This is a genomic window from Rudaea sp. 3F27F6 (genome assembly GCF_005503555.1).
Lineage (GTDB): Bacteria > Pseudomonadota > Gammaproteobacteria > Xanthomonadales > Rhodanobacteraceae > Rudaea.
The window spans coordinates 17,889-42,222 of record NZ_SCNG01000008.1 but is presented as its reverse complement, the minus strand read 5'-3'; the positions used below and the strand labels follow the sequence as shown (position 1 = coordinate 42,222).

The 24,334-nt window shown below is 63.2% G+C and carries 18 protein-coding genes; 9 read left to right on the top strand and 9 right to left on the bottom strand.

Translation table 11 applies throughout. The features are described 5' to 3' along the window. The first annotated feature begins 29 nt into the window (after positions 1-29). The 7 genes from FFS30_RS22535 (at position 30) to FFS30_RS22505 (ending at position 8,639) form a co-directional block, all read left to right on the top strand. Complete coding sequence (locus FFS30_RS22535) at positions 30-974, top strand: 3-hydroxyacyl-CoA dehydrogenase NAD-binding domain-containing protein (RefSeq protein WP_137915458.1); 945 nt, start codon at positions 30-32, stop codon at positions 972-974. A gap of 22 nt (positions 975-996) precedes the next feature. Next, the gene (locus FFS30_RS22530; protein ID WP_137915457.1) at positions 997-1,929 is read left to right on the top strand and encodes a 3-hydroxyacyl-CoA dehydrogenase; all 933 of its coding nucleotides are present in this window, start codon (positions 997-999) and stop codon (positions 1,927-1,929) included. A gap of 76 nt (positions 1,930-2,005) precedes the next feature. Continuing rightward, complete coding sequence (locus tag FFS30_RS22525; protein WP_137915456.1) at positions 2,006-3,532, top strand: CoA transferase; 1,527 nt, start codon at positions 2,006-2,008, stop codon at positions 3,530-3,532. A gap of 112 nt (positions 3,533-3,644) precedes the next feature. Beyond that, on the top strand, positions 3,645-3,947 hold the full coding sequence (locus tag FFS30_RS22520) for a YtcA family lipoprotein (protein ID WP_212742558.1): 303 nt from the start codon (positions 3,645-3,647) through the stop codon (positions 3,945-3,947). 15 nt (positions 3,948-3,962) lie between these two features. Continuing rightward, positions 3,963-5,030, top strand: a complete 1,068-nt coding sequence (gene mdtN / locus FFS30_RS22515) for a multidrug transporter subunit MdtN (RefSeq protein WP_137915455.1) — start codon at positions 3,963-3,965, stop codon at positions 5,028-5,030. Position 5,031: 1 nt separating this feature from the next. Beyond that, positions 5,032-7,122: an FUSC family protein gene (locus tag FFS30_RS22510; RefSeq protein ID WP_171014803.1), complete on the top strand. Its 2,091-nt coding sequence runs from the start codon at positions 5,032-5,034 to the stop codon at positions 7,120-7,122. Continuing rightward, a complete protein-coding gene (locus tag FFS30_RS22505; protein WP_212742557.1) occupies positions 7,119-8,639 on the top strand; it encodes an efflux transporter outer membrane subunit in 1,521 nt (506 codons plus the stop codon). The genes FFS30_RS22510 and FFS30_RS22505 overlap by 4 nt, the downstream gene beginning before the upstream one ends. A gap of 129 nt (positions 8,640-8,768) precedes the next feature. On the opposite strand, the gene FFS30_RS22500 is transcribed toward FFS30_RS22505, so the two are convergent. From FFS30_RS22500 to FFS30_RS22475, 6 genes are all read right to left on the bottom strand, one after another. Then, a complete protein-coding gene (locus tag FFS30_RS22500) occupies positions 8,769-9,404 on the bottom strand; it encodes a PqiC family protein (RefSeq protein WP_137915453.1) in 636 nt (211 codons plus the stop codon). A 62-nt stretch (positions 9,405-9,466) separates the two neighbouring features. Next, positions 9,467-11,128, bottom strand: a complete 1,662-nt coding sequence (locus FFS30_RS22495; RefSeq protein WP_137915452.1) for an MlaD family protein — start codon at positions 11,126-11,128, stop codon at positions 9,467-9,469. A 152-nt stretch (positions 11,129-11,280) separates the two neighbouring features. Beyond that, entirely contained in the window at positions 11,281-11,907 is a 627-nt protein-coding gene (locus tag FFS30_RS22490; protein WP_137915451.1) for a paraquat-inducible protein A, read from the bottom strand. Further along, a complete protein-coding gene (locus tag FFS30_RS22485) occupies positions 11,904-12,527 on the bottom strand; it encodes a paraquat-inducible protein A (RefSeq protein WP_137915450.1) in 624 nt (207 codons plus the stop codon). Before FFS30_RS22485 ends, FFS30_RS22490 begins: the two co-directional genes overlap by 4 nt. Before the next feature lie 125 nt (positions 12,528-12,652). Further along, positions 12,653-13,864 (bottom strand): DUF3089 domain-containing protein, encoded by a 1,212-nt coding sequence (locus FFS30_RS22480; protein ID WP_137915449.1) that lies wholly within the window; start codon positions 13,862-13,864, stop codon positions 12,653-12,655. A 44-nt stretch (positions 13,865-13,908) separates the two neighbouring features. Beyond that, positions 13,909-16,311 carry a membrane-bound PQQ-dependent dehydrogenase, glucose/quinate/shikimate family gene (locus FFS30_RS22475; RefSeq protein ID WP_137915448.1) on the bottom strand — a complete coding sequence of 801 codons (2,403 nt, stop codon included), beginning with the start codon at positions 16,309-16,311 and terminating at the stop codon, positions 13,909-13,911. A 74-nt stretch (positions 16,312-16,385) separates the two neighbouring features. Between FFS30_RS22475 and FFS30_RS22470 the strand changes: the two genes are divergently transcribed. Then, entirely contained in the window at positions 16,386-16,631 is a 246-nt protein-coding gene (locus FFS30_RS22470) for a hypothetical protein (protein WP_137915447.1), read from the top strand. Between the two features lie 401 nt (positions 16,632-17,032). Here FFS30_RS22470 and FFS30_RS22465 read toward each other — a convergent pair whose 3' ends face one another. After that, complete coding sequence (locus FFS30_RS22465) at positions 17,033-20,041, bottom strand: serine/threonine-protein kinase (protein ID WP_137915446.1); 3,009 nt, start codon at positions 20,039-20,041, stop codon at positions 17,033-17,035. 6 nt (positions 20,042-20,047) lie between these two features. Then, entirely contained in the window at positions 20,048-20,581 is a 534-nt protein-coding gene (locus FFS30_RS23995) for an ECF-type sigma factor (protein ID WP_171014802.1), read from the bottom strand. A gap of 995 nt (positions 20,582-21,576) precedes the next feature. Here FFS30_RS23995 and FFS30_RS22455 point away from each other — a divergent pair. Continuing rightward, a complete protein-coding gene (locus FFS30_RS22455; protein WP_137915444.1) occupies positions 21,577-22,779 on the top strand; it encodes a hypothetical protein in 1,203 nt (400 codons plus the stop codon). A 186-nt stretch (positions 22,780-22,965) separates the two neighbouring features. Here FFS30_RS22455 and FFS30_RS22450 read toward each other — a convergent pair whose 3' ends face one another. Continuing rightward, complete coding sequence (locus FFS30_RS22450) at positions 22,966-24,333, bottom strand: FAD-binding oxidoreductase (RefSeq protein ID WP_171014801.1); 1,368 nt, start codon at positions 24,331-24,333, stop codon at positions 22,966-22,968. Between the last annotated feature and the right edge of the window lies 1 nt (position 24,334).

The window sequence follows — 24,334 nt, the reverse complement described above, 5'->3', positions numbered from 1 at the left end:
CAAGCAACAAGTAAGCGAGGAGAATAACCATGTCTTTTTCTGAATCGGTGCAGCGCATCGCCGTCGTCGGTACGGGAGTGATCGGTTCGAGCTGGGCGGCTTTCTATCTGGCCCGTGGCTTCGACGTCACTGCGATCGATCCCGCACCGAACGCGGAAAACGCGTTGCGCCAATACGTCGAAAAGGAGTGGCCGATCCTCGAACAGATCGGGCTGTCGGCCGGTGCCAGCCGCGACCGGCTGAAATTTTCCTCCGACTTGCAGGCAGGGCTCAAAGACGCCGACTTCGTGCAGGAGAACGGCCCCGAGCGCCCCGACTTCAAGGCCAAATTCTTCGCCCAGATCGACGCGTACACGCCGAAGAAGGCGATCCTCGCATCGAGTTCGTCGGGCTTGACGATGGACGTGATCCAGGCCGAGTGCGCCAACCCGGAACGTTGCGTGATCGGCCATCCATTCAATCCGCCGCACATCATTCCACTCGTCGAAGTCGTCGGCGGCGCGAAGACATCGGAGCAGACGATCGAACAGGCGATGCAGTTCTACGACGCCGTCGGCAAGAAAGCGATCCGGCTGCACAAGGCATTGGCGGGTCACGTTGCCAATCGTCTGCAGGCCGCGCTGTACAAAGAGATGCTGTACCTCGTGCAGCAGGGCGTGCTCAGCGTCGAAGACTGCGATGCCGCGGTCAGCTACGGCCCCGGCCTGCGCTGGGGCTGCATGGGCCAGAGCCTGCAATGGCATCTCGGCGGCGGCCCCGGTGGCATCCGTCATTTCATGGAGCATCTGATGGGACCGCTTGCCGGCCTCATGAAGGCGCTCGGCGATCCGCAGGTCGACGATACGCTCAGACAGACCGTCGTCGACGGAGTGTTGACCCAAGCGAAGGGCCGCTCCGTGGCCGAACTGACCGCCGATGAGAATCAGGTGCTGATTGGCCTGCTCGCTCTGCGTGAAAAGAACGGACTGTGCTGATCGCGACGAAGGAGGCTGGCATATGACCTGGGACTTTGTCGACAAGCAAACGGCGCACACGACGGGGCGCCTGTTCTTCCTCGATCTCGGCGGCGGGCGGATTCTTTCGGCGAATCCGGACGGCTCTGACCTGAAGACGATTGTCGAAGAAGGGCGCAAGCTGCCCGACGGCCTGACTGTCGATCCGCTGCACGGCCATCTCTACTGGACAAACATGGGAGCGAATCCCAAGGCCAACGACGGCTCCATCTATCGATCCGATTTCGACGGCCGCGATATCACCGTCATCGTACCGCCAGGCGGCACCTTTACGCCGAAGCAGCTGATCTTCGAATCTGCGAGCCGGAAACTTTATTGGTCGGATCGTGAAGGCATGCGCGTGATGCGTTGCAATCCCGACGGAACGGAGATCGAGACGCTCGTGCAGACGGGTTCCGGCGACCGCGATCGGCTCGACGCGCGCAACTGGTGCGTCGGCATCGCCGTCGATCAGGAACGCGGCCAGTTCTACTGGACGCAGAAGGGCGACGACGACGCCGGCCAGGGCCGAATCTTCCGCGCAAACATCGCGATGCCGCACGGCGAGTCGCCGTCCTCGCGTACCGACATCGAACTGCTGTTCGACCAGTTGCCCGAACCGATCGACCTCGATCTCGATCTGACCCAGCGCATGCTGTACTGGACCGATCGCGGCGACCCGCCGCGCGGCAATACGGTCAACCGTGCGCCGATGGATGCGGCCGCGGGGAGCAGGGCGCAGCCGGAGATTCTCGTCACTCATCTGATGGAAGCGATCGGGCTGTCGCTCGATCTGCGCAACAGGCGCATGTTCATTACCGATCTTGCCGGTTCGCTCTACAGCGCGAAGCTCGACGGCTCCGAGTTCAAGACCCTGCTCGCGGCGCAGGGAAATTTGACCGGCATCGTCTACGTGGAAATGCCGTCGGGCGCGTAGCCGCGCATCGCTGCGCGCGACGCGTACGCGGCATGGCCGTTTTCATCCGCCCGCCGGATCGACCAAGGAATTCGCAATGAGCAAGACCCCTGCGCAAAAAGAAGTATCGAAGGACCTGCTGTCGGAAACGCTGCAGAAGAAACTCGCCAATCCGGAAACGAGCGCGAAGTTCGATCTGCATCGCGGCGTCGACGACGTGCTCGGCGACGTCGGCATGAGCCTCGCCGATCTCGGCGGCAAGCTGAGCTTCTTCGGCGCTGATCCGATCCTGTCGAGCCCGATCCGCTTCGGCACCATGTCGGCGATCGGCCTCGCCGCCAAGACCGTCGCCGCGGCCGCACTGTTCAAGGAGCGCACCGGCATCGCACAAGACGTGCACGTCGACGTGCGCAAGGCGCTGCGCCGCTTCTGCTGTTTCTTCGAGGGCAAGTGGGAGCTGATCAACGGCCGTCCGCCCGCCATGGGCGCGGACGAATACAACCCATTTATGAAAATGCCGCTGTTCCACGAAACGCGCGACGGCCGCCATGTGCTGCCGCTGAATTTCTATCCGGCGCTGCGCCATCGTGCGCTCAATTTCCTGCGTTGCAGCGACAGCACCGAATCGGTGCGCAACGCGATCCTGCAATGGAACGCGCTCGACCTGGAGAATGCCGCGGCCGAGCAGGGCCTCGTGCTCGGCATGGTGCGCACGAACGCGGAGTTCCGCAAAGAAGCGCAGTACAGCGAAGTGCTGTCGAAGCTGCCGCTGATCCGCCTCGAGAAAATCGGCGAATCCGATCCGATGCCGTTCGCCAAAGGCGCGAAAGCCCCGCTCGACGGCATCCGCGCGCTGGGGCACGGCCATGTCATCGCCGGCGCGGCGATCGGCCGCGATCTCGCCCTCTACGGCGCCGACGTGCTCAACATCTGGCGTCCGAACGACACCGAGATCGAAGGCTTCTACTGGACCACCCAGGTCGGCATGCGCTCGACCGTGCTCGGGGATGCGGCCGAGGACCGCAAGCAGTTCGACGCGCTGCTCAAGACTGCCGACGTGTTCTTCGCCAACAAGCGACCCGGTTTTCTCAACCACCACGGTCTCGATGCGGAAACGCTCGCGGCGAAGCACCCCGGTCTTGTGCACGTCAGCGTGGTCCTGCACGGCGAGCATGGGCCATGGTCGAACCGCCCGGGCTTCGACGAGATCGGCGCCGCGGTCGCCGGATTGTTCGCGATCGAAGGCACGCCGAGCCGGCCGAGGCAGCCGCCGATCGTGCCGATCTGCGACTACGTGGTCGGCTGGCTCGGCACGCTCGGCGTGCTCGCGGCGCTGCGCCGCCGCGCGGTCGAAGGCGGCAGCTACCGCGTCGTCGTCTCACTGACGCGCACCGTGCTCTGGCAGCTTGCCCTCGGCATCTTCGACAAGCAGTACGCCGCCGAGACCGCCGGTTCGAGCGAAGAACACACCTATGTCGCACCCGATACCTTCGTCGCGGAGACGCCGCTCGGCACTTATCAAGGCATCACCGACCAAGTGCAGATGTCGAAGACGCCGTGGGGTTTCGGAAAGACCGTGCTGGTGCCGCGAGGTTCGTCGAAGGCCGAATGGCTGCCGCGATGACCGCCGGGATTGCGCAGGGCGGTCAAACAGGATGATCATTGAGGCGGCACGCAGCGGGCTGCACAGGTCCGCCAGGCATAGGGAGCGCTACGATGCAAGTCGGCGGGGAACCATGATGCGTTCTGAGCAGCCGCGGCGCGCGCGCGGCACGCGGCCGCTGCGGCGCGGCCTTCTGGCCATGCTGGCTGCGCTGGCGCTGTCCGGCTGTCGCATGGCGCCATCGATTGTGCTGTTCGGCGCTGCCTTTCCCGACTGGCTGTTCTGCATGGCCGGCGGCGTGATCGCCACGGTCGTCGTGCATCTCGTTCTCAGCGCGAAGAAACGCGTGGCTCTGCTCGAGCCGCTGCCGCTCAGCTACCCGGGCCTGACGGCGATCTTCGCCGTGCTGATCTGGCTGCTCGTTTTCCATCATTGACCCGGAACGGACCCCATGACCACGCCCGCCGCTCCCAAGAAAAGCAAGCTGCCCGCGCTGGCGATCGCGCTGATCGCGATCGTCCTGCTCGTCGTCGCCTTGCGCATGATGGACAGTTCGCCGAAGACCGACGACGCCTATGCCTTCGCCGACAAGATCAACGTCGTGCCCGAGGTGCCGGGGCGCATCGTCGAGATGCCGGTGCACGACAATCAGAAAGTGAAGAAGGGCGATCTGCTGTTCCGCCTCGACCAGCGTCCGTTCCAGGCCACGCTCGCGCAGGCCAAGGCGCAGCTCGACGCGCTGGAAAAGCAGATTGAATTGACTCAGCGCACGGTCAACGCGCAGCAGTTCAACGCGCAGTCGGTGACCGCCTCGGTCGCGGCGGCGCGCGCCAATGCCAAGCAGGCCGCCGACACTCTGCGTCGCGTCGAGCCGCTGCTCGGTCAGGGCTACGCTTCGCCCGAGGACGTGGACAAGGCACGCACGGCGCAGCGCGCCACCCAGGCCCAGCTCGATGCGCTGCTGTTGCAGTCGCAGCAGGCCGCGGCCGCGGTCAGCGGCGTCGATGCCCTGGTCGCGCAGAAGGCCGCGGCCGAAGCGCAGGTGGTCGAGGCCGAACTGCGCCTCGAATACGCGACCGTGCGCGCACCGTTCGACGGACGCATCGTTTCGCTCGATACCCAGGTGGGACAGTACGCATCGCCGGCGAAAGCGGTGTTCACCTTGATCGCGACCGACGAATGGTTCGTCGTCGCCAATTTCCGCGAGACCGATCTGAAGGACATTCTGCCCGGCACGCGCTGCACCGTGTACTTGCTGAGCGACAGCAGCAAACGCTTCGAAGGCACGGTCGACTCGGTCGGCTACGGCGTCACTCCGAGCGACGGCGGTACCTGGCTCGACGGTCTGCCGCGCGTGGCCAAGTCGATCAACTGGGTGCACGTCTCACAGCGCTTCCCGGTGAAGATCCGCGTGGAGAAACCCGACGAGTCGCTGTTCCGCCTCGGCGCCTCGGCCGTGGCGATCCTGCATCGCGGCGAGACGCAGGCGAATGATTCGGCCGCGCAGGCCAAGCACTGACATGAGCGCGGCAGCAGCGAGCGGCTCGGCGGCACCGGCGCGATTTCTCGCGACCGAGCTGCGCGCCTATCCGGGACGCTGGAACATCGCGCTGCGCTGCCTGCTCTCGTGCGCGATCGTGATTGTGGTGTCGCAGGCGCTGCAGGTGCCGTTCCTCGCGGTGTCGCTGTTCATCGTGTTCTTCGCCACCCAGGCCAATATCGTCATGACCCGGCTGGTCGGCCTGCTGATGTTTCTCGGCATCACCTTAGCGGTCGGCGCCACGCTGCTGCTGGCGAAATTCACCTTCGGCTATCCGGCCTGGCGCATCGTGACCGTGGCGATGCTGCTGTTCGGCTGCCTGTTCCTGATGCGAGCGTCCAAGCTCGGGCCGATGTTCTACATCGTCGCCCTCGTCATCACCGCGGTGCAGGGCTACTTCGATCTGATTCCGATCGCCGAACTCGTGGTGCGCGCGATCCTTTGGGCGTGGGTCGCGGCGATCTATCCGTTGATGGTCTGCCTGCTGATCAATTCGCTGTTTCTGCCGGCCGAACCGCTATTGCAGTTGAAGGCCGAAGCGCATCGTCAATTGATGCAGGTCGACGGCGCACTTGCGCGCGCGGCGGGCGAACACAGCGACGCGCCCGCGCTCGACCGCGACGACCTGCCGCGCGGCGTGCTCGCAGTGCAGAAGCTGCTGCGCTTTGCCTGGATGCGCGACAAAGCCTTTCAAGGCGACCGTGGGCGGCATCTTGCGCTTGCCGCGGCGCTGTCCTCGCTGCGCGAACAGGCCCTGCATCTGCAAGCCGCTGACAGGCAACCCGCGGCCGCCTCGATCGACGCGCTGCGCGCCGCCGTCGGTCGGCTCGACGAGGGCATCCGCACGGAAACGCGCTTCGACCTCGACGGCCTGGCCGCGCCGGAAGAGGGCGCCGACACCATCCATTCTCCGATCGCGGTGACGTGGCATACACTGCGCGCGCTTGCCGACGGCAGCGCGGAAGCCGCGCCGGCCGCGGCCGAAGCGAAGGGCGGCCTGCTTGCGGCCGACGCGGGCACGAATCCGGTCTACACACAATTCGCGCTGAAAACCCTGCTCGCGATGATGCTGTGCTATCTCTTCTACGTCGGTGTGGACTGGAACGGCATCCACACGGTGATGATGACCTGTCTGATCGTCGCGCAACCTTCGCTCGGCGCGTCGAGCCGCAAGATTCAACTGCGCGTGATCGGCGCGCTGATCGGCGGCGGTCTGGCCTTGTTCCTCACCGTGTTCGTGATCCCGGAGCTCGACAGCATCGTCGGCCTGTTGCTGATCTCGCTGCCGGTGCTCGCGATCTCGGCTTATTTGTCGGCCGGTTCCGAACGCATCAGCTATGCCGGCATGCAGATCATGTTCACGTTTTCGCTCGCGATCCTTGGTGACTTCTCCGCGAGCAGCGACCTTACCGGCATCCGCGACCGCCTGGTCGGTATCGGCATCGGCATCGCCGTGTCCTACACGATTCACACCGTGCTCTGGCCCGAGTCGGAGGGCAAGCCGCTTGCGCAGCAGATCGCGGGCCTACTCAAGAGCATCGCGCGCCTGATCCGCGAGTCGTCCGAATCCGCGCCGCTGGCGGCCTCGGCCGTGTCATCGCAGGCCTGGGCTGCGCTCGGCAACTGCGAGGAAACGCTGTCGCGCGTCGCGCTCGAACCGAACTGGCAACAGAACGACGGCGAGAACGAGGGAGCGACGCTGCGTCTGCAGAATCTGCTCGCCGACTCGCGTGAAATCCTTATCGAAGCCGGCGCGCTGCGCGGCACGCTCGATGCCCATGCCGGGCGCATGCAGCCGGCGCAGCAGGGCGCAGTGGCCGCGGCGCAGATACAGATCGCCGACCGTCTGCAGCGCTACGCCGACGGCCTGGCCGCGTCGGGCGACGTGTTCTATGCGCCGCCGCCCGATGAACTCGACACCGCTTGGCGGACGCTGCCGATCGCGACGACGGACGACGCGTACGCGGCGGCGCGCCGGAGTCTGCGCCGCTTGGTCGAGCGCGTCGACTATGTGCTGACGTCAGCACAAACGGAAGCAGGCGAAACTCAGAGGAATGTCGCATTCACATGAACGGCTTCTCCTTCAAGGCCATGCCGCTGCGCCTGCGTTCCTGTGTGCTGCTCGCGCTGCTTGCGAGTCTCACCGCATGCGCCTGGATTCGCGAGGACAGCGCGCCGAAACCGCTGATCGCACCGGAACGCATCAACCTCGCCAAGGACATCCGCCTCGCCCGAGACGGCTGGCCGGCGGCGCGCTGGTGGACACGCTACGGCGACGCCCAGTTGAACGCGCTGATCGAACGCGGCCTCGCCGACTCGCCGAGTGTGCGCGTCGCGCGCGATCGCGTCGAGCAGGCGCGCGCTGATGTGCAACGCGCGCACGCGGCGACGCAGTTCAAGGCCGCGGCATTCGGGCGCGTGTATCAGCAATGGTCGAAGGCCGACGGCAACGTCGGCCCGTTCTCGATCACCGATCCGGTGCCGGGGCTCGACGACGGTGGCTACAACTCGGGCGCTCGCAGCGGCAGGGTTTCCTCGGCAGGCATCGCCGGCAGCTACGTATTCGATCTCTGGGGTCTGCAGCGCTCAGCCGTCGACGCCACCGTCGGCGCACAGAACGCGCAGCTGGCCGAAGCGGCCGCGGTGGAACTCGAACTCGCCACCGCGATCGCGCAGACCTATTTCAATATGCAGACCACGCTGCGCAAGATCGCCCTGCTCGAACGCACGCGCGATATCGCAACGGAATCCGTCGCCGCGATGAAGGCGAGAAAGCAGCGCGGACTGATCACCGAGACCGTGGTCGCCAAGGCGAGCGAGCAGCTTCTGCAGATCGAACAGTTGTTGTCGCTCGCACAAACACAGGTGACCAATTTCCGCGAAGTGCTGCGTGCGCTCGTCGGCGCCGGTGCCGATGACCTGCCAACGATCGAAGCGAAACCATTGCCGCAACCGCAGCCGCAATTGCCTGCGACACTGTCGTATGCGCTGCTCTCGCACCGGCCCGACCTTGTCGTGCTGCGCTGGTACGTGGAGTCGTCGTTCAATCAGATCGATGCCGCGCGCGCGGCGTTCTATCCGAGCTTCGACATCAAGGCTCTGCTCGGCTTCAACTCGATCCGCATCGACGACGTGCTGCATATCGACAGCCGCCAGTTCCGCCTCGTGCCCGGCCTGACCCTGCCGCTGTTCGACGGCGGCCAGCTCAACGCCAATCTGCGCAAGGCGCGCACGACGAGCAATACCCTGATCGAGCAGTACAACCAGGCCGTGCTCAATGCGGTGCGCGATGTCGCCGTCGCCGCGACGAATATGCAGGGCATGGAAGAGCAGGCGCGGCTCGAACAGGCGAAGTACGAGCAAGTGCGCATCGGTGCCGCCGATGCGGACGCGCACAGAGAGCGTGGCCTGGTCTCGCGCGTCGCCGCGCTTGAAGCGCAAGTGCCGCTGTTGAGCGAACAGGCCCAGCTTGCCGATACGCAGGGCAAGCGCCTTGCCGCGGAGATCTCGCTGATCAAGGCGCTCGGCGGCGGCTACGACTTGCCCGAAGTGCCGCGCAAAGAGACTGCGGAAAGCGGTAAGCCGTAAGGAATCCGCGCTCGGTGCGAAGGGAGCCTAGCGGCGATATCGGTCGGCGGTGAGCTCGCTTGCGCGTTGCGCCGGCTCGCACGGACATGTAGCGAGGCATACTCGGGAACGGCGCAGAACTGGCGAAAATCAGCCGGACGTGCAGCCGTCCTTCCGACCCGACATATATGCCTGTGCAGCAGACGCAGTGCGGCCCGCGAGGTTCGCGAGTGCGCGCCGGTGCGCGCGCACGAGTTCGTCGTAGCCCTGTCCGGTGCTTTCGTGCGCACTCGCGGTGCAGACCAGCGGCGAAGAGGTGGCGCCGTCGGTATTGAGGCTCCACACGGCGTCGACCGCGGCATAGGCACCGGGCACCGATTCGAAACGGCGCAGGTCGACGCGAATCGTCAATACACGCGCACCGACCGGACGCGGCTGGCCGGCGATATCAGTCGCACCGAGTTCTCGTGACAGGTCGGCGGACAAGGCCGCACGCGCCTCGTCGGCAAGCGGCGCGATCCAGCGCTCCTGTTCGAGCGGCAGCACGCCGCCGCCGTCACGCACGACGAGCTGCGGCCGGTCCACTTGCGCGGGAATACTGACCGGCAGCACGTCGATAAAGAATTTCGCCGAGATCGATGCCTGTGCACCGGACGGAGTATCGAGCAGGGTGTGATAGCGCGTCGGTGCCGAAGCGCCGCATGCGCTGAGCAGCAAGATCAAAGCGCACAGCGCGAGGCGTGGAGAACACGGCGAAAACGAAAAAGCAGGGCGCAACGGCTTCATTACTTCCCCTCCGTGTTCTTCGTGATTCAACATTCCGACTTTGCGAGATTGCATAAGGCCGATCATGGCTTGTCCTCGCTCGGTGGCTTCGTCGCCGACGGTGGCGGATCGGTGGGCTTGCCGCGCAACAGGGTTTCCGGATGCACGCCGAGATAGTCGCCGAGCACGCGCAGCGAACGTGCCGCGCGCTGGATCTCGGCGAGCGTCTGCGCAAGGTTCTGCTGCAACGGCGCGTCGGCAGCGATCGCCTGCTTTGCGCTGCCGAGGGTGCCCTGCGCGCCGGCCAGTGTCGCGCTGAACTGCGGCAGGGTGGTTTCGTTGACCTGGCGCAGAGTCTGATCGAGCTGGGCGACTGTGCTGTCGAGATGCTTGCCGATCGACTCGAATGGAATCTTGTCGATCTTTGCGACGAGTCCGGTCAGTTGTTCTTGCAACTGGTCGATGCTGCCCGGCGCGGTCGGCAGCTCGACCGGGCGTGCGGCGGCATCGAACGCGACTTCGGGCGCATTGGCGACGAAGTCGAGCGCGACATAGAGCTGTCCGGTCAGCAGATTGCCGACGCGCGCTTGCGCGCGCAGGCCGCGCGCGACGAGCGGTTTGACGAACGTCGCGAGGCGCAGGTTCTTGTCGCTCTGCGCATGTCCGATCTGCGCAATCTTTTCGCCGGCGCGGCCGAAGCGCTGTGGATAGATCACCGCGCCGACCATCATCGGGAAGCGTTGTTTGTCCGCTTCATAGTCGAGATCGATCGAGACGACGCGGCCGACGACGATGCCGCGGAAATCGACCTGCGCCCCGACGCTGAGCCCGCGCAGCGACTGCTCGAAGCGCATCTGCAGATAGTCCGGTTCGCCGTCGGGCGGCGCCATCGCCGCCTGCAGATCGTCAAACAGGCTGAACTCCGCGCCCTCGGCGGCCGGCGTCGCGTCGCGCGGGCCCGGCGGAGTCTGGAACGCAATGCCGCCGGCGACCACGGTGGCGAGCGACTGCGTACTCAGCTTGAGTCCGTTAGCGTCGAGATTCAGATCGACGCCGCTCGCATTCCAGAAGCGCGCGGACACGCTGACGTATTGGTCGTACGGTGCATCGACGAACAGCTCGATGCGCATTTGTTTGCCGTCTTTGTCGAGATCGTAAGAAATCACGCGCCCGACCTGGATGCGCCGGTAATACACGGGCGAGCCGACGTCGAGCGAGCCCATGTCGGCGGCGTGCAGGGTGAAGCGCTTGCCCGGCGAACCGTGAATGACCGCAGGCGGCCGTTCGAGCCCGACGAAGCGTTTCTGCGCGTCTTTCGACACGCCGGTGTCGGCGCCGATATAGGCGCCCGAAAGCAGGGTGCCGATGCCCGACACGCCGCTCGTGCCGAAGCGTGGGCGCACCACCCAGTAGCGCGAATCGGCCGTGGCGAACGTGGCCGCGGTCTTGTCGAGCTGCACGCGCGCGACGATCTGGCTGCGGTCGTCGGCGAGGCGGATCGAATCGACCAGGCCGATGACGACGTCCTTGTACTTGACCTGGGTCTTGCCCGCTTCGAGGCCCTCCGCGGTGAGGAACGAGATTTCGATCGCCGGCCCTTCGGATTGGCGGTTGTGAATCACCATACCGATGCCGATCAGCGCGGCGACGATCGGCACGAGCCAGATCAGGCCAGCGCTCCAGCGTCGGCGCCCGATTACGGGCGGCATGGTCTCGGTGTTTTCCAGATGCTTGGGTTCGCTCATGAGGGTCTACTTAAACTTATGGCAAAACTCCTCGGCTTCGTTCGAGGCAAGCGAAGGCGCGAAGCGCCGAAGTCGAAGAGCTTGGAGGACACATCGATCTTGGTGTTTCGACTTCGCGGAGCTGCGCTCCGCTACGCTCAACACGAACGGCATCAATTTCGAGGTAGGTTCTTGTCGTCATCACTGTCCCAGATCAGGCGTGGATCGAAGCTCATCGCGGCGAACATGGTCAGCACGACGACGAGGCCGAAAAAGACAATGCCGAGCCGCGGCTCCGCGGTGCCGAGCAGTTGGAACTGCACGAGTGCCGAGACCAGAGCGACGACGACCACGTCGAGCATCGACCAGTAGCCGATCAACTCGACGAAACGGTATAGGCGCGCGCGCTGCGGCTGCGCCCAGGTGCTGCGCCGCTGGGCGGTCACGAGCAGCGTGCCGAGCGCGAGAAACTTGGTCGACGGCACCGCGACGCTCGCGATAAAAATCAGCAAGGCGATATCCCACGAGCCGGCTTTCCAGAACTCGACCACGCCGTGCAGGATCGTGCTCGATTCACCGCGGCCGAGCATGCTCGTGTACATCACCGGCAGAGTGTTCGCAGGGATATAGAGAATCAGCGCGGCGAGCAGAAACGCCCAGGTGCGGGCGAGTGAATCGGGCTTGCGCGCATGCAGGCGCGAACGGCAGCGCGGGCAGTGTGCCGTGGTCGAGGAACTCGCCTGTCCGCAGGTATGGCAGCAGGTTAGGCCGAGATCGCGTGCGCGCGGCGCGAGGTTCATGAGTGCAGACCCGTCGGATCGCCGGGCAGCCGGTCCCAGAGACTGCGGATATCGTGCCGGGCGATCACCGCGATCAGCACGGTCAGCACGACGGTCGCCCAGGCGCCAGGCCCGGCGATGACGTGGAGCAAGCCCGAGAGTTTGACGATCGCGACGAGGACGCCGAGCAGGAAGACCTCGGTCATGCTCCACGGTCGGATTCGGTGCAGCACGCGCATCGCAAAGACGAAGCCCGGCGCACGCCGGTGCGCGCGTGCGAACAGCAGCACCCAGCCGAGCAGGATGATTTGCAGCAGCGGCACGACGAACAAGGTCACTGCAGCGACCACGCCGACGGCCAATGCCGACCCATGCGACAGCGCGACGATCGACTGCAGCAGATTCGCTTGATTGTGCAAGCCGCTGACCGCGATGCGGATGACCGGCGAGGCGTTGGCGATGACGAAGACGATCGCCGCGGTCAGAGTCAGCGCGAGCAGGTAGTCGATGTCGACCCGACTGCCGCGATAGAGCACGGCGCAGCAGCGTCCGCAGCGCGCGACTTCGTCACGCTGCAGTTCGTGCCGCCGGTAGATCGAATCGCAGTGTTCGCAGAAGACGAAGGCTGCTGGGTGGGTCATGCATCGGCACGTGGTGAAAGATGGTCCGGTTTTTGTCTCGGTGTATTCGAATACGCAAAATCGTCGCACATCCCTTCATCGGCGTTGCGCACTGCGCGGGATACGCCCGTCGTGCTTCGTGGCCGCTACTGCGCCGACGTTGTGTGCGACTTCTGCCAGCTCACCGCCTGCAGCGCGGCGAGCTTGACGAGATTGCCCATGGTCAGCTCCATGTCCGCATCGTGCAGTCCCCAGTTGGAAAGCAGGACCGGGCCGACGTAGACGTGGCCGGGCAGGTAGCGTTCGCGCACATCGGCCTGCGCGCTTGCATTGGCGAAGCGGATCGCGAGATAGCCGGCGCCGTCGTCGCGGCTGACGCACTCGGCTTTGAGAAAGTCGGGCAGTGCGACGAGCGGCGTGGCTACGGTGGCACCGGTTTTCGTCCATTTGATCGCGGCCTCGCTGGCTTCGATGTTCCGACTTGCGTCGACGTACGGCAGCAGCCGGCCGCTATCGCCCGACAACGCGGCGGGATTGCTGCAATTGTTGACCGCACCGCTCACCTTGCTGACACCGAATGCTTTGCTCCATGTCGGCGGTGGATCGCTCTCGGCGAACGTGGAGAACGAGATGAAGCAGTTGGTCTGCGCGCCGTCCGTGCAGGACTTGAGCGTCTTGAATTCGTTCCTCGCCGCATCGGTCTTGGACACGGCGATGACGACACCGGCGAGATGCGCCGACACCAGGTTCTTCTGTGCGTCGCGCCCTTCGATTTCCGCCTTGATGAGATCGCGCAGAAGGAACGCGCCCTGGCTGTGGCCGATGAGGATGACGCCGCGCCCGTGGTTGTCGTGGGCGAGGTAGTACTTCCACGCCGCGAGGATATCGGCGTAGGCAGTCTTGTATTGCGGCGCCGCGGCGAGTTCGGCATTCGGGTCGAATGTCTTCAGATCGACGGCATGCTGCGCCATCGTTTTCAGCGTGACTTGCCGATACATCGGCGCGAACAAGCGGCAGACATTGGCGTAGCGCGCGAACTGCGTGCGCACGCGGCTGAACTGCGCGCTTTCCTGGACGAGATCGCTCAGATCGGCGTCCTGCATCGATACAGTCGGGTAGACGTAGAAGCAGTCGATCGGTTTCTCCGCGGACGGACGCACGAAGGCGTCCACCGTACTCGCGCCGCGCGGCGAGATCGTCGTTGCGTTGACGTCGATCGCGCAGGCGTCGATTCGCCCGGGCTTGCATAGCCAGTGGTTCTGCAGCGCATAGTCGGGCGCGTCCGCCGCCACGCCGGCAAAGGCGCGGTCGCACAGAAGCAGGGCCAGAAGCAGAGACGTGGCGCAGACGCGGTTCATGCTCGATTCTCGGTCGTCGTTCGGGTGGTTGTCATCGACTTCGGCTACGGCAGGCTGTAGGCGACGACGTAGTCGCCCGCGGGCGTCATCATGAAGTGATGGCCGCCGGCCATCTGCACGACGAACTGCTTGCCGTCGACCGAATAGGTCATCGGCGAGGCCTGGCCGCCGGCCGGAAGCACGTCGCTCCAGAGTTCTTTGCCCGTGGCGATGTCGAGTGCGCGGATCAGGTTGTCGGTCGCTGCGGCGACGAAGACGAGGTTGCCGGCGGTGAGGGCAGGGCCGCCGTTGTTCGGCGTGCCGACGTTTATCGGCATATAGGTCGGAATGCCGAACGGGCCGTTCGCGCGCGCAGTGCCGAGCGGGTGCTGCCAAATCACCTTTTTCGTGTGCATGTCGACCGCGGTGATCATGCCGTACGGCGGTTCGGTGCATAGTGTGTTCAATCCGGGAACCATGAACGGCGCGACATCGACGGCATAGGGCGTGTCTTCCATCGCGCCGGGACCTTCGGCGCCGCCGGCGCCGGGTTTGTATTTGGGATTGTCGATCGAGTACAGCGGAATCGCCTCAGCTTCGGCGCGCGTGAGTAGGCGCTCGTACATCGGCGTTGCGTTCCAGTTGCCGACAAGAATGCCGCGCGCCGGGTCGTAAGCGACGCTGCCCCAATCGGTGCCGCCGTTGTAGCCGGGGAAGACGATCCACGGTTGCGGCGGTGCCATTGGCGGGGTGAATTCGCCGACGTAGTGCGCCTGGCGGAATTTGATTCGGCAATACAACTGGTCAAACGGCGTCATGCCCCACATCGTCGATTCTTTGAGATCGGGAAAGCCGAAGCGCGGCATGCCGGGCGACCACGGTTGCGTCGGCGCACGCGGATTTTCCGGCACATTGCCGGCCGGGGCCGGGCGCTCTTCGACCGGCAACAGCGGCTTGCCGTCGCGGCGGTCGACGATGAAATTCTGGCCGCGCTTGGTCGAGATGATCATCGCAGGAATTTTTTCGCCGCCCGCACCGGGATACTCGAACAGGGTCGGCTGCGAACCCATGTCGTAGTCCCATGCGTCGATGTGCGCGTTCTGGAACACCCACTTCTCTTCACCGGTGCCTGCGTCGAGCGCGACGATGGCGGACGCGACGCGGTTCTCCGAGTCGGTGCGTGTCTTCGAATAGTAGTCTGCGGCGGAATTGCCGGTGGGCACGTAGACCATGTTGAGCGAGTCGTCGCCGGTCATCGTCGCCCACGAGTTCGGCGTGCCGCGGCTGTATTCCTGCCCGGGGCCGGGGATTTCGTGCCAGAGGTTGCCGGGATGATTGACGTCCCAGGCCCATTTGAACGCGCCGGTCTCCGCGTCATAACCGCGGATCACGCCCGATGGAGCCCAGCGGCGCTGATTGTCGAGCACCTGATGATTGACGACGATGGTGCCGTTGACGATCGGCGGCGCCGAGGTCACCGCGAGCTGGCCTGGCACCCATTTACCCATACCGAGGCCGAGATCGACCTGGCCGTTCGTGCCGAAGCCCTGGCACGGCTGACCGCTCTTCGCGTCCACGGCGATGAGGCGCATATCGAGCGTGGCTTCGACGATGCGCTCGTGGCAGGCATCGGTTTCATTGGATATCTTGGAGACGTAGTGGGTGACGCCGCGGCACGCCGCGGTGTAGGGAAGGCTCTCGTGCTTGAGGCCCACATTGAACCGCCACAGCTCCTTGCCGGTTTTCGGATCGAGCTTGACCATGTTGTTCATCGCCGTGCACAGATAGAGCCCGTCGCCGACCATGATCGGCGTGGTTTCCGCGGCGAATTTGCCGGCAGGCGTATCGCCGGTCCGATAGGTCCAGGCGACTTTGAGCTGGCCGACGTTCTGCGTGGTGATCTGTTTGAGTGGCGAGTAGCGCGTGGCGTCGTCGTCGCGGCCGTAGGCCTTCCACTCGCTGTCCTTTTGCGCCGCGCGCTCGACCGCGGAACCGCCGGCGACGAGTGGGGACGAGGGTGCGTCGGCCAAGATTTCACTATAGTGCGGAAAGAAGGCGCCGACGAAAGCGGCGCCCGCGAAGGCGATGCAGGCGAATGCGAGCCCGCGGCCGAGATTGCGTTTGCCTTCGCCGTAGAGGAAGGGCAGCATCAGCGCGACGAAAAAGCCGAGGCCGGTGACGTAGCCCATGCGCGGCACCCAGCCCCAGAAGCGGTCGCCCGATTCGATCAGGGTGACGATCAGGGAAACGATGAAGACGGCGAGATAAACCAGCACGCCGCTGCGTTTGCCGCGCAAAAGCAGCACACCGCTGGCGAGCATGAGCGCAGCGATGACGGCCGGCGCCCAACTGCCGCCGAGTGCAATGAGATAGCCGCCGCCGAGAAACAGGACGAGACCCGAAGCGGCAATCAGGAGCGCGATGAGCCTGCTCCAAGGCGGCAATTTGATTCTTGCGACGGATGTCATCGGATTCCTCTCCATAGTGAGTACGGCTATTGCCGGTGTCTTGCGGGTACTGCGCGAACTTCGATGGACCGTTAATGCTCATCCGTCAACGAGATCGTGATCATCGGATTGCCGAAATGGTTCGGGCCGCAACTCACGAGAACTTCATTCTTGATCGCGACTTTTCCGGTCGCTCTGCGTTCTTCGGGGCTGGTGAGTCGGTATGTATTGAATTGGGCCGTCTTTTTTTTGCCTTGCGTGCGCGCGAGCCGGTAAGCCTGCAGAAGAATGTCGATGAGACGACGCTCGCGCATGCGTGGATTCCTTTCCATGAGGGGTAGGTCGTACCGTATCTCAACGAGTTCTTCCCACGCTTTGCGAGTCATGGCGACGTGGACGAGAAATCCGATTGCCCAAGCGCGCTTACTTACGTCGACGAGTCCCTCGGGTTGCATGTCTTCGCTTCGACGCGTCCATTGCCAGAAGGTGGCGTTCTCGTACTGCCTTCGAGTCGCGCCGGTATCGGATCGATCGGTCGATTTCTTTCCTCCGAAAAGATGTGGATTGCCGCCGCGCCTGCAATTTGCTGATCCGAGTTCGCTGTTCGGAAAACCGGATCAAGTAGTGAGTACGTAAAAGGGCCGGCAATCCCTTCATTTATCCGACCCGGGGTGAGCCGGCAAATCGAATGGCAGCGCTGTACACGGAGCACTCGCCGTCACGCGATCCGCGCCACTGCGCTTTATTTCGTGCCAAGTTCCTGCTTCGCCAATTTGCGCGAGAACGGATCGACAATGGCGGTTTGCAGAATGTCTTTGGCGTAGGCGCGGATCGCTGCCTCGTTCTCTGCATCGGCCGCCGCATGCCCCTGCATTTGCCGCTTGCACAAGCTCGCCGTCAACGCCACGCCGGCGATCGCTGCCGTCGCTTTCGGCGTGTCGCGTTCAATGCGTTTGCGCAAGGTTTCCAGGTCGGACAACGAAGTCTCGCTGCAGCGTCCCTGCAGATAGTCCAACTGTGCAATCACGGCGCGTGCCTGGAGAATGCGGCTGTCGTCGGCCGGCAGAGGATCAGGCGCGAATCTCAGCGCTTTTTGCGCCTGCTCGCGCGCCGCATCGAAATTGCTCGCATCGCGTTGCGCCTTCGCCAGTTCGAGAAGGGCGGTGAGCGAGTCGAGATTGCGTTCGCCGCGGCTCGCGTTGAGTGTGTCGAGGGCACGGCGCAAATAAGGCATCCCCTCCGCGGGCCGTCCATCCATGCGCAGCGTCTGCCCGAGCCGAATCGACGTGGTCGACGTCATGATCGCCATATTCAAACGCTCGGTACGAGCGAGAATGCCGTGCGCCATGGCTTCCGCTTGCGCGTACTCACCAAGGCGGAAGCGAATATCGACGAGCGTCGAGCCGGCATCAAGCGTGTTCGCATTGTCCTCGCCGTATTTTCCTTTCGCCGCTTCGAGCGCGCGTTCGGCATACGGCAAAGCGGCGGCCGGATCGCCTAGTTGCTGTTTTACGAGCGCCAACCGGCGCAGACTCAGGATGGTGACGTCACCGGTTTTGTCGAGGTTCTCTGCGAGTGCAAGCGTTTTTTTGAACAAGGTTTCCGACTCGTCGAGTTTACGCTCACGCATCAGTATGTCTGCGAGCGTGACCAGACTGACGAGATATTGCGGATGCTGTTCGCCGAGGATGCGCTTCTGTGTCTCGACGGCGTCGCGCAGCAACTTCTCAGCTTCGGCGGGCTGACCGTTGAGCGCAAGCATGGCGGCAAGATTGACCTGCAAATTGTTCCTATCGGGGTCGCCCGCAGGCAGCGTTCTGTCGGCGATCGCTGTCGCTTCACGCAGCAGCGGCACGGTCTTTGACGACTGCTGAGTCAGGCCGAAAGCATTGGACAGGGCCAGTAGCGCATCCATGAGCCGACGTTCCCCGGCGTTGCCTTGCGAGCGTGCGAGATCGATCGCTTCGCGCAGCGCTTTCTCGGCCGACGCATATTGGGCGCGGTCGAGTTCAACTAGGCCGAGTTTCGTCAATGCCGGCACGAGCAGGGTGCGTTGCCCGACGGGCAATTGCCGCTGCACGGCGATAACGTGATCGAGCAGCGGGCGTATCTGATCGGAGTTCTTGTGCGCCATGTAGGTCGCATAGGCGATGTCGATGTCCAGTTGCATCGTCGCCGCGGAATCATCGCCGGATGCGATCGCGGATATGCCGCGCGCTTTCTCGAGCGTAGCCAGCGCCGTGTCGTATTTGCCGAGGTTGACGTAGACGTTGCCGAGCGTGCCGAGCAATTGCGCCTGCAGTTCCGGCTGCGCGTCGAGCTGGCTTGCCGCGCGCCGCGCGCCGATATCGACGAGTTCGACCGCATCGGGAATCTTGCCGAGTGTGCGTTCGGGAGACGCAGCCTTGAACAGGTCGAGTAGGAAGTCGCGCGTGGCGACGGCCGTGCGCGACTGCTGGTCTGCGCGCTCCGCCTTCAGGCGAAGCTCGTGGCCGAGCCAGGTCATGCCGATGAGCGCCGTCAGTAGGCACAAAAAAGCGATCGCGGCGAGGCTCACGGCAACGCGGTGCTGGGCAACGAATTTGTGCAGACGATAGGTGCGTGCACCTTCAACGGCGAGCACCGGTTCGCCATCGAGATAGCGGCGTAGGTCGTCGCCGAACTCGGCGACGGTGCGGTAGCGTGCGCGCGGCTCCTTGCGCAGTGCTTTGGCGACGATGGCCTGCAGATCGCCGCGCAGCACGCGCTGCAGCATGCGTTCGTTGAGGCCGCGCTCGGCGGCGATATCGGCGGCCACGGGGGGTTCGGCGGCAAGCAGCCGCATGCTCATCGCCGGGGCGTCGCGTTCGAGAATTTCGCGCAGCAGGTCGAACTGCGCACTGCTCTGGCTGCCGTAGGCGCGTCGTCCACAGAGCAGTTCATATAGGAACAGGCCGAGCGCATGTACGTCGGTCGCGGTCGTAACCTTGTCGCCATGGATCTGCTCGGGCGCGGCATAAGCGGGCGTGAGCAGGCGTGCGCGCGTCTCGGTGGCGAAGGTATCGGAATGTTCTTCGTCGAGTTGTTTGGCGATACCGAAGTCGAACAATTTGGCCGTGCCGCTGCGGTCGATGAGGACGTTGCTCGGCTTGATGTCGCGATGGACTACGGCGTGCTGATGCGCGTACTCGACTGCATCGCAGAGATCGAGCAGAAGATGCAGGCGCTCCTCGATGCCGAGCTTGCGCGCGTTGCACCAGTTGATGAGCGGTTCGCCGTCAACGTATTCCATCGCCAGCCAGGGATGGCCTTGCTCGTCGAATCCGCCGTCGATCAGGCGGGCGATATGCGGATGAGAAAGGCACGCGAGGATGCGGCGTTCGCGTGCGAAACGCGCCTGTGCTTCGCCATGCAGCTTCTCGCTGCGCACGAGCTTGAGGGCGACGGTCTGTTCGAACGGCGCGTCGGCTCGCTCGGCGAGATAGACCACGCCCATGCCGCCCGAGCCGAGCAGGGCGGTAAGCCGATACGGGCCGATACGCCGCCCGATCAGTTCCTGCGCGGGATCGTCGACATTGAGTTGCAGGCCTTTGGCGAGCACGCCCAGAGGCCGATCGAGGATGCCTCCGCCCTGCGCGTCGCGGCGCAGAAGTTCGCGCAGTTCGGCGGCGGTTTGCGGCGTGTCGGCACAGGCCGCGGCGATCCAGTCCTCCCGCGAGGTCTCAGGCTGGCTGAGCACCTCGTGCAGCAGGGCTGCGATCTCGCGGTTCAAGAAAAGCTACTCCGCCATGTCGCGATAGAGCAGCGCGCGCGCGGTGCGCCAGTCGCGTTCGACCGTGCTCAGCGATACGTCGAGGAGTTTGGCGATTTCGGCAAAGCCTAAGCCGGCAAAGAAATGCAGATCGACGATTTGCGCGAGGCGCGCATCGCCGGCGCGCAGCGCTTCGAGCGCGTCGCTCAGGCGCATCGTCTCGGAGACGTTCATCGCGCCTTCTTCGTTCAAATGGCCGTCCAAGGTGACGACTGCATCTGCGCTGCGCTTGTGAGCGCTCAGATAGCGTGCATGATCGATGATGACCTGGCGCATTGCGACCGATGCGGCGTTGAAGAAGTGCAGGGCGCTGCTCGGAGACTGCGGCGAGCGGCCGAACTTCAGATAGGCCTCGTGAACGAGTGCGGTGGTATTGAGCGAGCTGGTCTGATGACTCGCGAGCAGCGTGCGCGCGCGTTTGCGCAGGTCCGCGTAGACCTGGTTGAACAGCATCTGCGCGGCCGGGCCGGGTAGTGCAGCATCGGTTTGGAGTTGAGTCATAAGCCCAGATGGAAGTTCTGCGAGATCCCCACTGCCTTGGCGTACCGGACGATGTCCGCCTGCTTCGTCGCGATTCGCGCGGATTTCATCTGTAACGGCCGTTTGACCGGCCGAATTGACTGTATGCAATTGTGATGAAATTGGCAATGCAGGCGCAACGCAATTTTGCTTGTGCAACTTGAAAAATGTTGCCGCAGAGGCGCGTCTGTACTTCCACAGAGCTGTTGTGGCTGCCTGGAAACCCAGGTCTGCAGCCGTTCGACTGTAGCCGCAGGGGCGAAAGCTCTCTGCGTCCACACCTCCCCGCATATCGCGATATACATCCCTGAAGACAGGGCACAAGCGGTTTTGCGACGAATTTCGCGAGTTGTGAGAAATTTGTTTTTGATTTCAATCGCTTGAGATGGCAGGCGGGATTTCGCCTGGCTTGAACCAAGCGGACGCGTGGCGTCCGACGCCGTTTTTCCATTTGCCTACCTGCTGTACTGCCCCGCCAGTTCAATGACCGCTACGGTCAGTGGCAACTCAGCGCTCCGCGGTTGCGGGGTGTAGTGGACCGAAGAACGGTTCTAATGTAGCGCCCGGCAAATACGTCACTCGAAGTGCCGCATGTGGTCACGAATATGAGCCACAGCCTGCCGTCGACAGACCGAGTTCAGAAGTTCCCCCCTGCTTACCTTGAGCAAAATCTGGCTAAAGCGTTCCTTGGGCATGATCCAAATCTCCTCATTCTCAGTCTAAGCACTTTCGATCTGAGCCGAGGCGCCGTGCATGCACTTGCCGAGGTGAAATGATAAGAAATCGAGTCGTCCGATTTCCCTGAAGGTTTCGTCAGCCGTTTAGCGTACATAACCCTCGTGTTTCGGGTTATCGGTCGCGCGTCGAATTTTTTCGACGCGGGATCGTGCGTGTTCGGGGTCTGCCGATGTCGTGGTTGCTGCGCGCCGCGCGAGGAAGTGGCGTGTCTTATCACACTTACTCTAGGAGAGAGATGCATGAAGTCGAATGCGAAGTCCAGGAAACGCTGCGTGCTCACCGTTGCATGTGCCATCAGTTCAATGAGTCTGTTTGCACTGACGCCGGCTGGTGCGACGGAGGCTTATCATGGTGTCGCCGTGAGTCCAACGTCCGAAGCGCTGCACGCATGGCATGAAAACCTCAAAGCATTCCCGCCGCTGGAGGAGGGCTGCTTTCATGCGACTTATCCAGAGATGACTTGGGAAGCGGAGCCCTGCGTACCCGTGCCGGCGATTAGGCCTTCACAATTGCCTAGGCAAGGGGCGGCTGGTAGCGCTGTGCAATCCGACGAAAGCACTGCAGGAACATCGACAGGGGTGGGCAGCGTTGCGGGAACGACAGGTAACGGAACTGACTATATGGCGCAGACGTCGGGCCTGACCCAATCTGCGACCGGCAGTTTTCCGACAGTTACGGGCGTGACTTCGGCGAGTACCGGCGACTATTCCCTGCAGATCAATACGAATCTGAGTCCTGGCACATCGACTTTTTGTTCAAGCTTGGGTTATCCCAGCTGCTATACCTGGGAACAGTTTATTTATGGCTCCAACTACGATGCGTCTGGAGTTTCCGGCCTCGATACAGGTGTTGTGGGAGCTCAGGCGTATATTCAAAACTGGATTTATATTCCTGCCACAACGCAGTGTAGTGGCTTCAACTTCTTTGGTTTCTGTTTCGGTACTCAAACCTATGTATACAATTGCCCAAATGGATGGGCCAATGCAGCAAGCGTCGGCGCCTACACCTTCGGCGGCAACCAGTACATCGGATGCGCCAAGAACAGTGCTGGTGTAGCCGCCAGCAATGTTGCATATGCCGATCTCGGCAAGGTGGTGTTGTCAGGCTCCGCCTCGATCAGCGGCAATGACGCAGTGACCTTTACCTATGGTACAACCGCAAAGGCGGTAACTCAGAATGGCAACACTGCCGACATTGGCGCGACGTGGAACCAGACGGAGTTCAATATATTCGGATTGGACGCCGGTTCTCCTCAAGCAACGTTCAATTCGGGATCGTCTCTCACCGTGCAGGTCAAGGTCAGCGACGGGACCCTCAACACGCCGACATGTTTGAGCAAGGGCGAGACCGGGGAATACAACAACCTGACCCTGGGCCCTTGTACTGCGGCTGCGCCCACTGCGACGACGGCGGGATACATCCAATTCACTGAATCGAACTGACGAAGCGCAGGAGCTTTCAGTGGCTGATCCATCTTTCTGAAGGTTCGGGCCGTCATCCGGTCTGACTTTCGCAGAATGAAGTAGCTGGTTGGGTTATTGTTTGCGGCCCGTAGTCTCCTCTGGAGCTTCGGGCCGTATTTTCTTTCGTCGTTGCGATCCTCACAAGCTCAATTCGTCATAGCCGAATCAGCGATGCATGCGCGTATCGTGGAACACTCCATCGGGATCGAAGCGGTGTCGAAGCTCCATGAGCTTCGACCAGTTGCTTGGCGCGAAACAACGGCTGACAGACTCCGAGCGTTTTTCCAGATCGAACTCGTTAATGTAGCTTGCCGTTGATACGCCGGCCAGATCGTCATACAGGGCGTTAAGCCATCGACGATTGAGTTCGTCGTCCTGCTCCTCGTTCCACTGCGCATAGGTGGACAGGAAAAATCGGCCATGCGCTGAGAATGCCGCCTCAGGCAGCACGGGATCACCGCGCCAGATAAAAAGCGAGACCGTAGCAGCCGACGGCTGCCGCGGAAGATGAGAAGCAAGTATCTTGGCTGAATCTGCGCCGCGGTCAGTCAACACATTGTCGGTACGATAGCGCCGCGATACCAGCATCGCCTCAGTGCTGTTGTAGAGGGATTCGAAGCTCGCCGCTGCGTTCTCGGAGACAACGTCAACCAGGCCTTGCGGCAGACGATAAATCAGGGATGCGTGCAACTGCTCCGCCTTCCCCGAGTCCTCGGCGAAGGCGAGGGTATTGAGCACCACTCCGTGCCCATTGCTTCCCGAGACCACGGCTACCATGACCTGCAATGACGCCTCGGGGCCAATCCTTTCTGTTTCGGAAAGCAATTCCGGCAGCCGGTCGAGCGACGTGCTGTACGTATTTGAGGTGATGAAGACCGGCAGCGAATAGCAGCGGAGATGGAACTTGACCACCACGAAGAAGGAAAGCGGGCCGGCACCTCGCGCGGCCCAGAACAGATCCGGATTTTCTTCTGCGTCGGCATGCACCAGCCGACCGTCGGCCAGCATCACATCGACCGCGTACACGCTGAACGTGCTCATGTTGCCCCAGGCGTGGAAATTGATTCCAAGTCCGCCGCCGAGCAGAAATCCGCTGATCCCGACGTCGCCGCCGTGCCCGGTCGGAAACGCGAGTCCGTGGGGCGCAAGCGCGGCACTGAGTAGCCGGCTGGTCACCCCCGGTTGCACGCTGGCGCTACGTCCGGCCACATCGATCTCGATCTGCTTCAACGCCGACAGATCGAGCAAGATGCCCGAGTCGCGCATGAAACAGCCCGCATAGCTGTGGCCGTTGCCGCGCACGCTGATGGAAAGGCGGTGGCTTCGCGCAAAGTCAATCGTGCTGGCAACATCGGTCAAAGACTGAGCGCGTACGATGTACTCGGGAAATCGATCGAAGTGGCGTCCGTTCCAACAGGCGCTGGCGTGCCAGCCGGCATATTCGGCGTGGTGGCGCGAGCGCGCCTTGCCCTCTAAACGCCGCGGGAAGGTACGAAAATCATCCGCATTGATGGTTGCTGTCTGAGAAGACATG

Coding starts and splice junctions, on each gene's coding strand:
- FFS30_RS22530 (WP_137915457.1), top strand. CDS start 997: ATGACCTGGGACTTTGTCGACAAGCAAACGGCGCACACGACGGGGCGC.
- FFS30_RS22455 (WP_137915444.1), top strand. CDS start 21,577: ATGAAGTCGAATGCGAAGTCCAGGAAACGCTGCGTGCTCACCGTTGCA.
- FFS30_RS22470 (WP_137915447.1), top strand. CDS start 16,386: ATGCTCATCCGTCAACGAGATCGTGATCATCGGATTGCCGAAATGGTT.
- FFS30_RS22535 (WP_137915458.1), top strand. CDS start 30: ATGTCTTTTTCTGAATCGGTGCAGCGCATCGCCGTCGTCGGTACGGGA.
- FFS30_RS22520 (WP_212742558.1), top strand. CDS start 3,645: ATGATGCGTTCTGAGCAGCCGCGGCGCGCGCGCGGCACGCGGCCGCTG.
- FFS30_RS22525 (WP_137915456.1), top strand. CDS start 2,006: ATGAGCAAGACCCCTGCGCAAAAAGAAGTATCGAAGGACCTGCTGTCG.
- mdtN (WP_137915455.1), top strand. CDS start 3,963: ATGACCACGCCCGCCGCTCCCAAGAAAAGCAAGCTGCCCGCGCTGGCG.
- FFS30_RS23995 (WP_171014802.1), bottom strand. CDS start 20,581: ATGACTCAACTCCAAACCGATGCTGCACTACCCGGCCCGGCCGCGCAG.
- FFS30_RS22500 (WP_137915453.1), bottom strand. CDS start 9,404: ATGAAGCCGTTGCGCCCTGCTTTTTCGTTTTCGCCGTGTTCTCCACGC.
- FFS30_RS22495 (WP_137915452.1), bottom strand. CDS start 11,128: ATGAGCGAACCCAAGCATCTGGAAAACACCGAGACCATGCCGCCCGTA.
- FFS30_RS22475 (WP_137915448.1), bottom strand. CDS start 16,311: ATGACATCCGTCGCAAGAATCAAATTGCCGCCTTGGAGCAGGCTCATC.
- FFS30_RS22480 (WP_137915449.1), bottom strand. CDS start 13,864: ATGAACCGCGTCTGCGCCACGTCTCTGCTTCTGGCCCTGCTTCTGTGC.
- FFS30_RS22505 (WP_212742557.1), top strand. CDS start 7,119: ATGAACGGCTTCTCCTTCAAGGCCATGCCGCTGCGCCTGCGTTCCTGT.
- FFS30_RS22510 (WP_171014803.1), top strand. CDS start 5,032: ATGAGCGCGGCAGCAGCGAGCGGCTCGGCGGCACCGGCGCGATTTCTC.
- FFS30_RS22485 (WP_137915450.1), bottom strand. CDS start 12,527: ATGACCCACCCAGCAGCCTTCGTCTTCTGCGAACACTGCGATTCGATC.
- FFS30_RS22490 (WP_137915451.1), bottom strand. CDS start 11,907: ATGAACCTCGCGCCGCGCGCACGCGATCTCGGCCTAACCTGCTGCCAT.
- FFS30_RS22450 (WP_171014801.1), bottom strand. CDS start 24,333: ATGTCTTCTCAGACAGCAACCATCAATGCGGATGATTTTCGTACCTTC.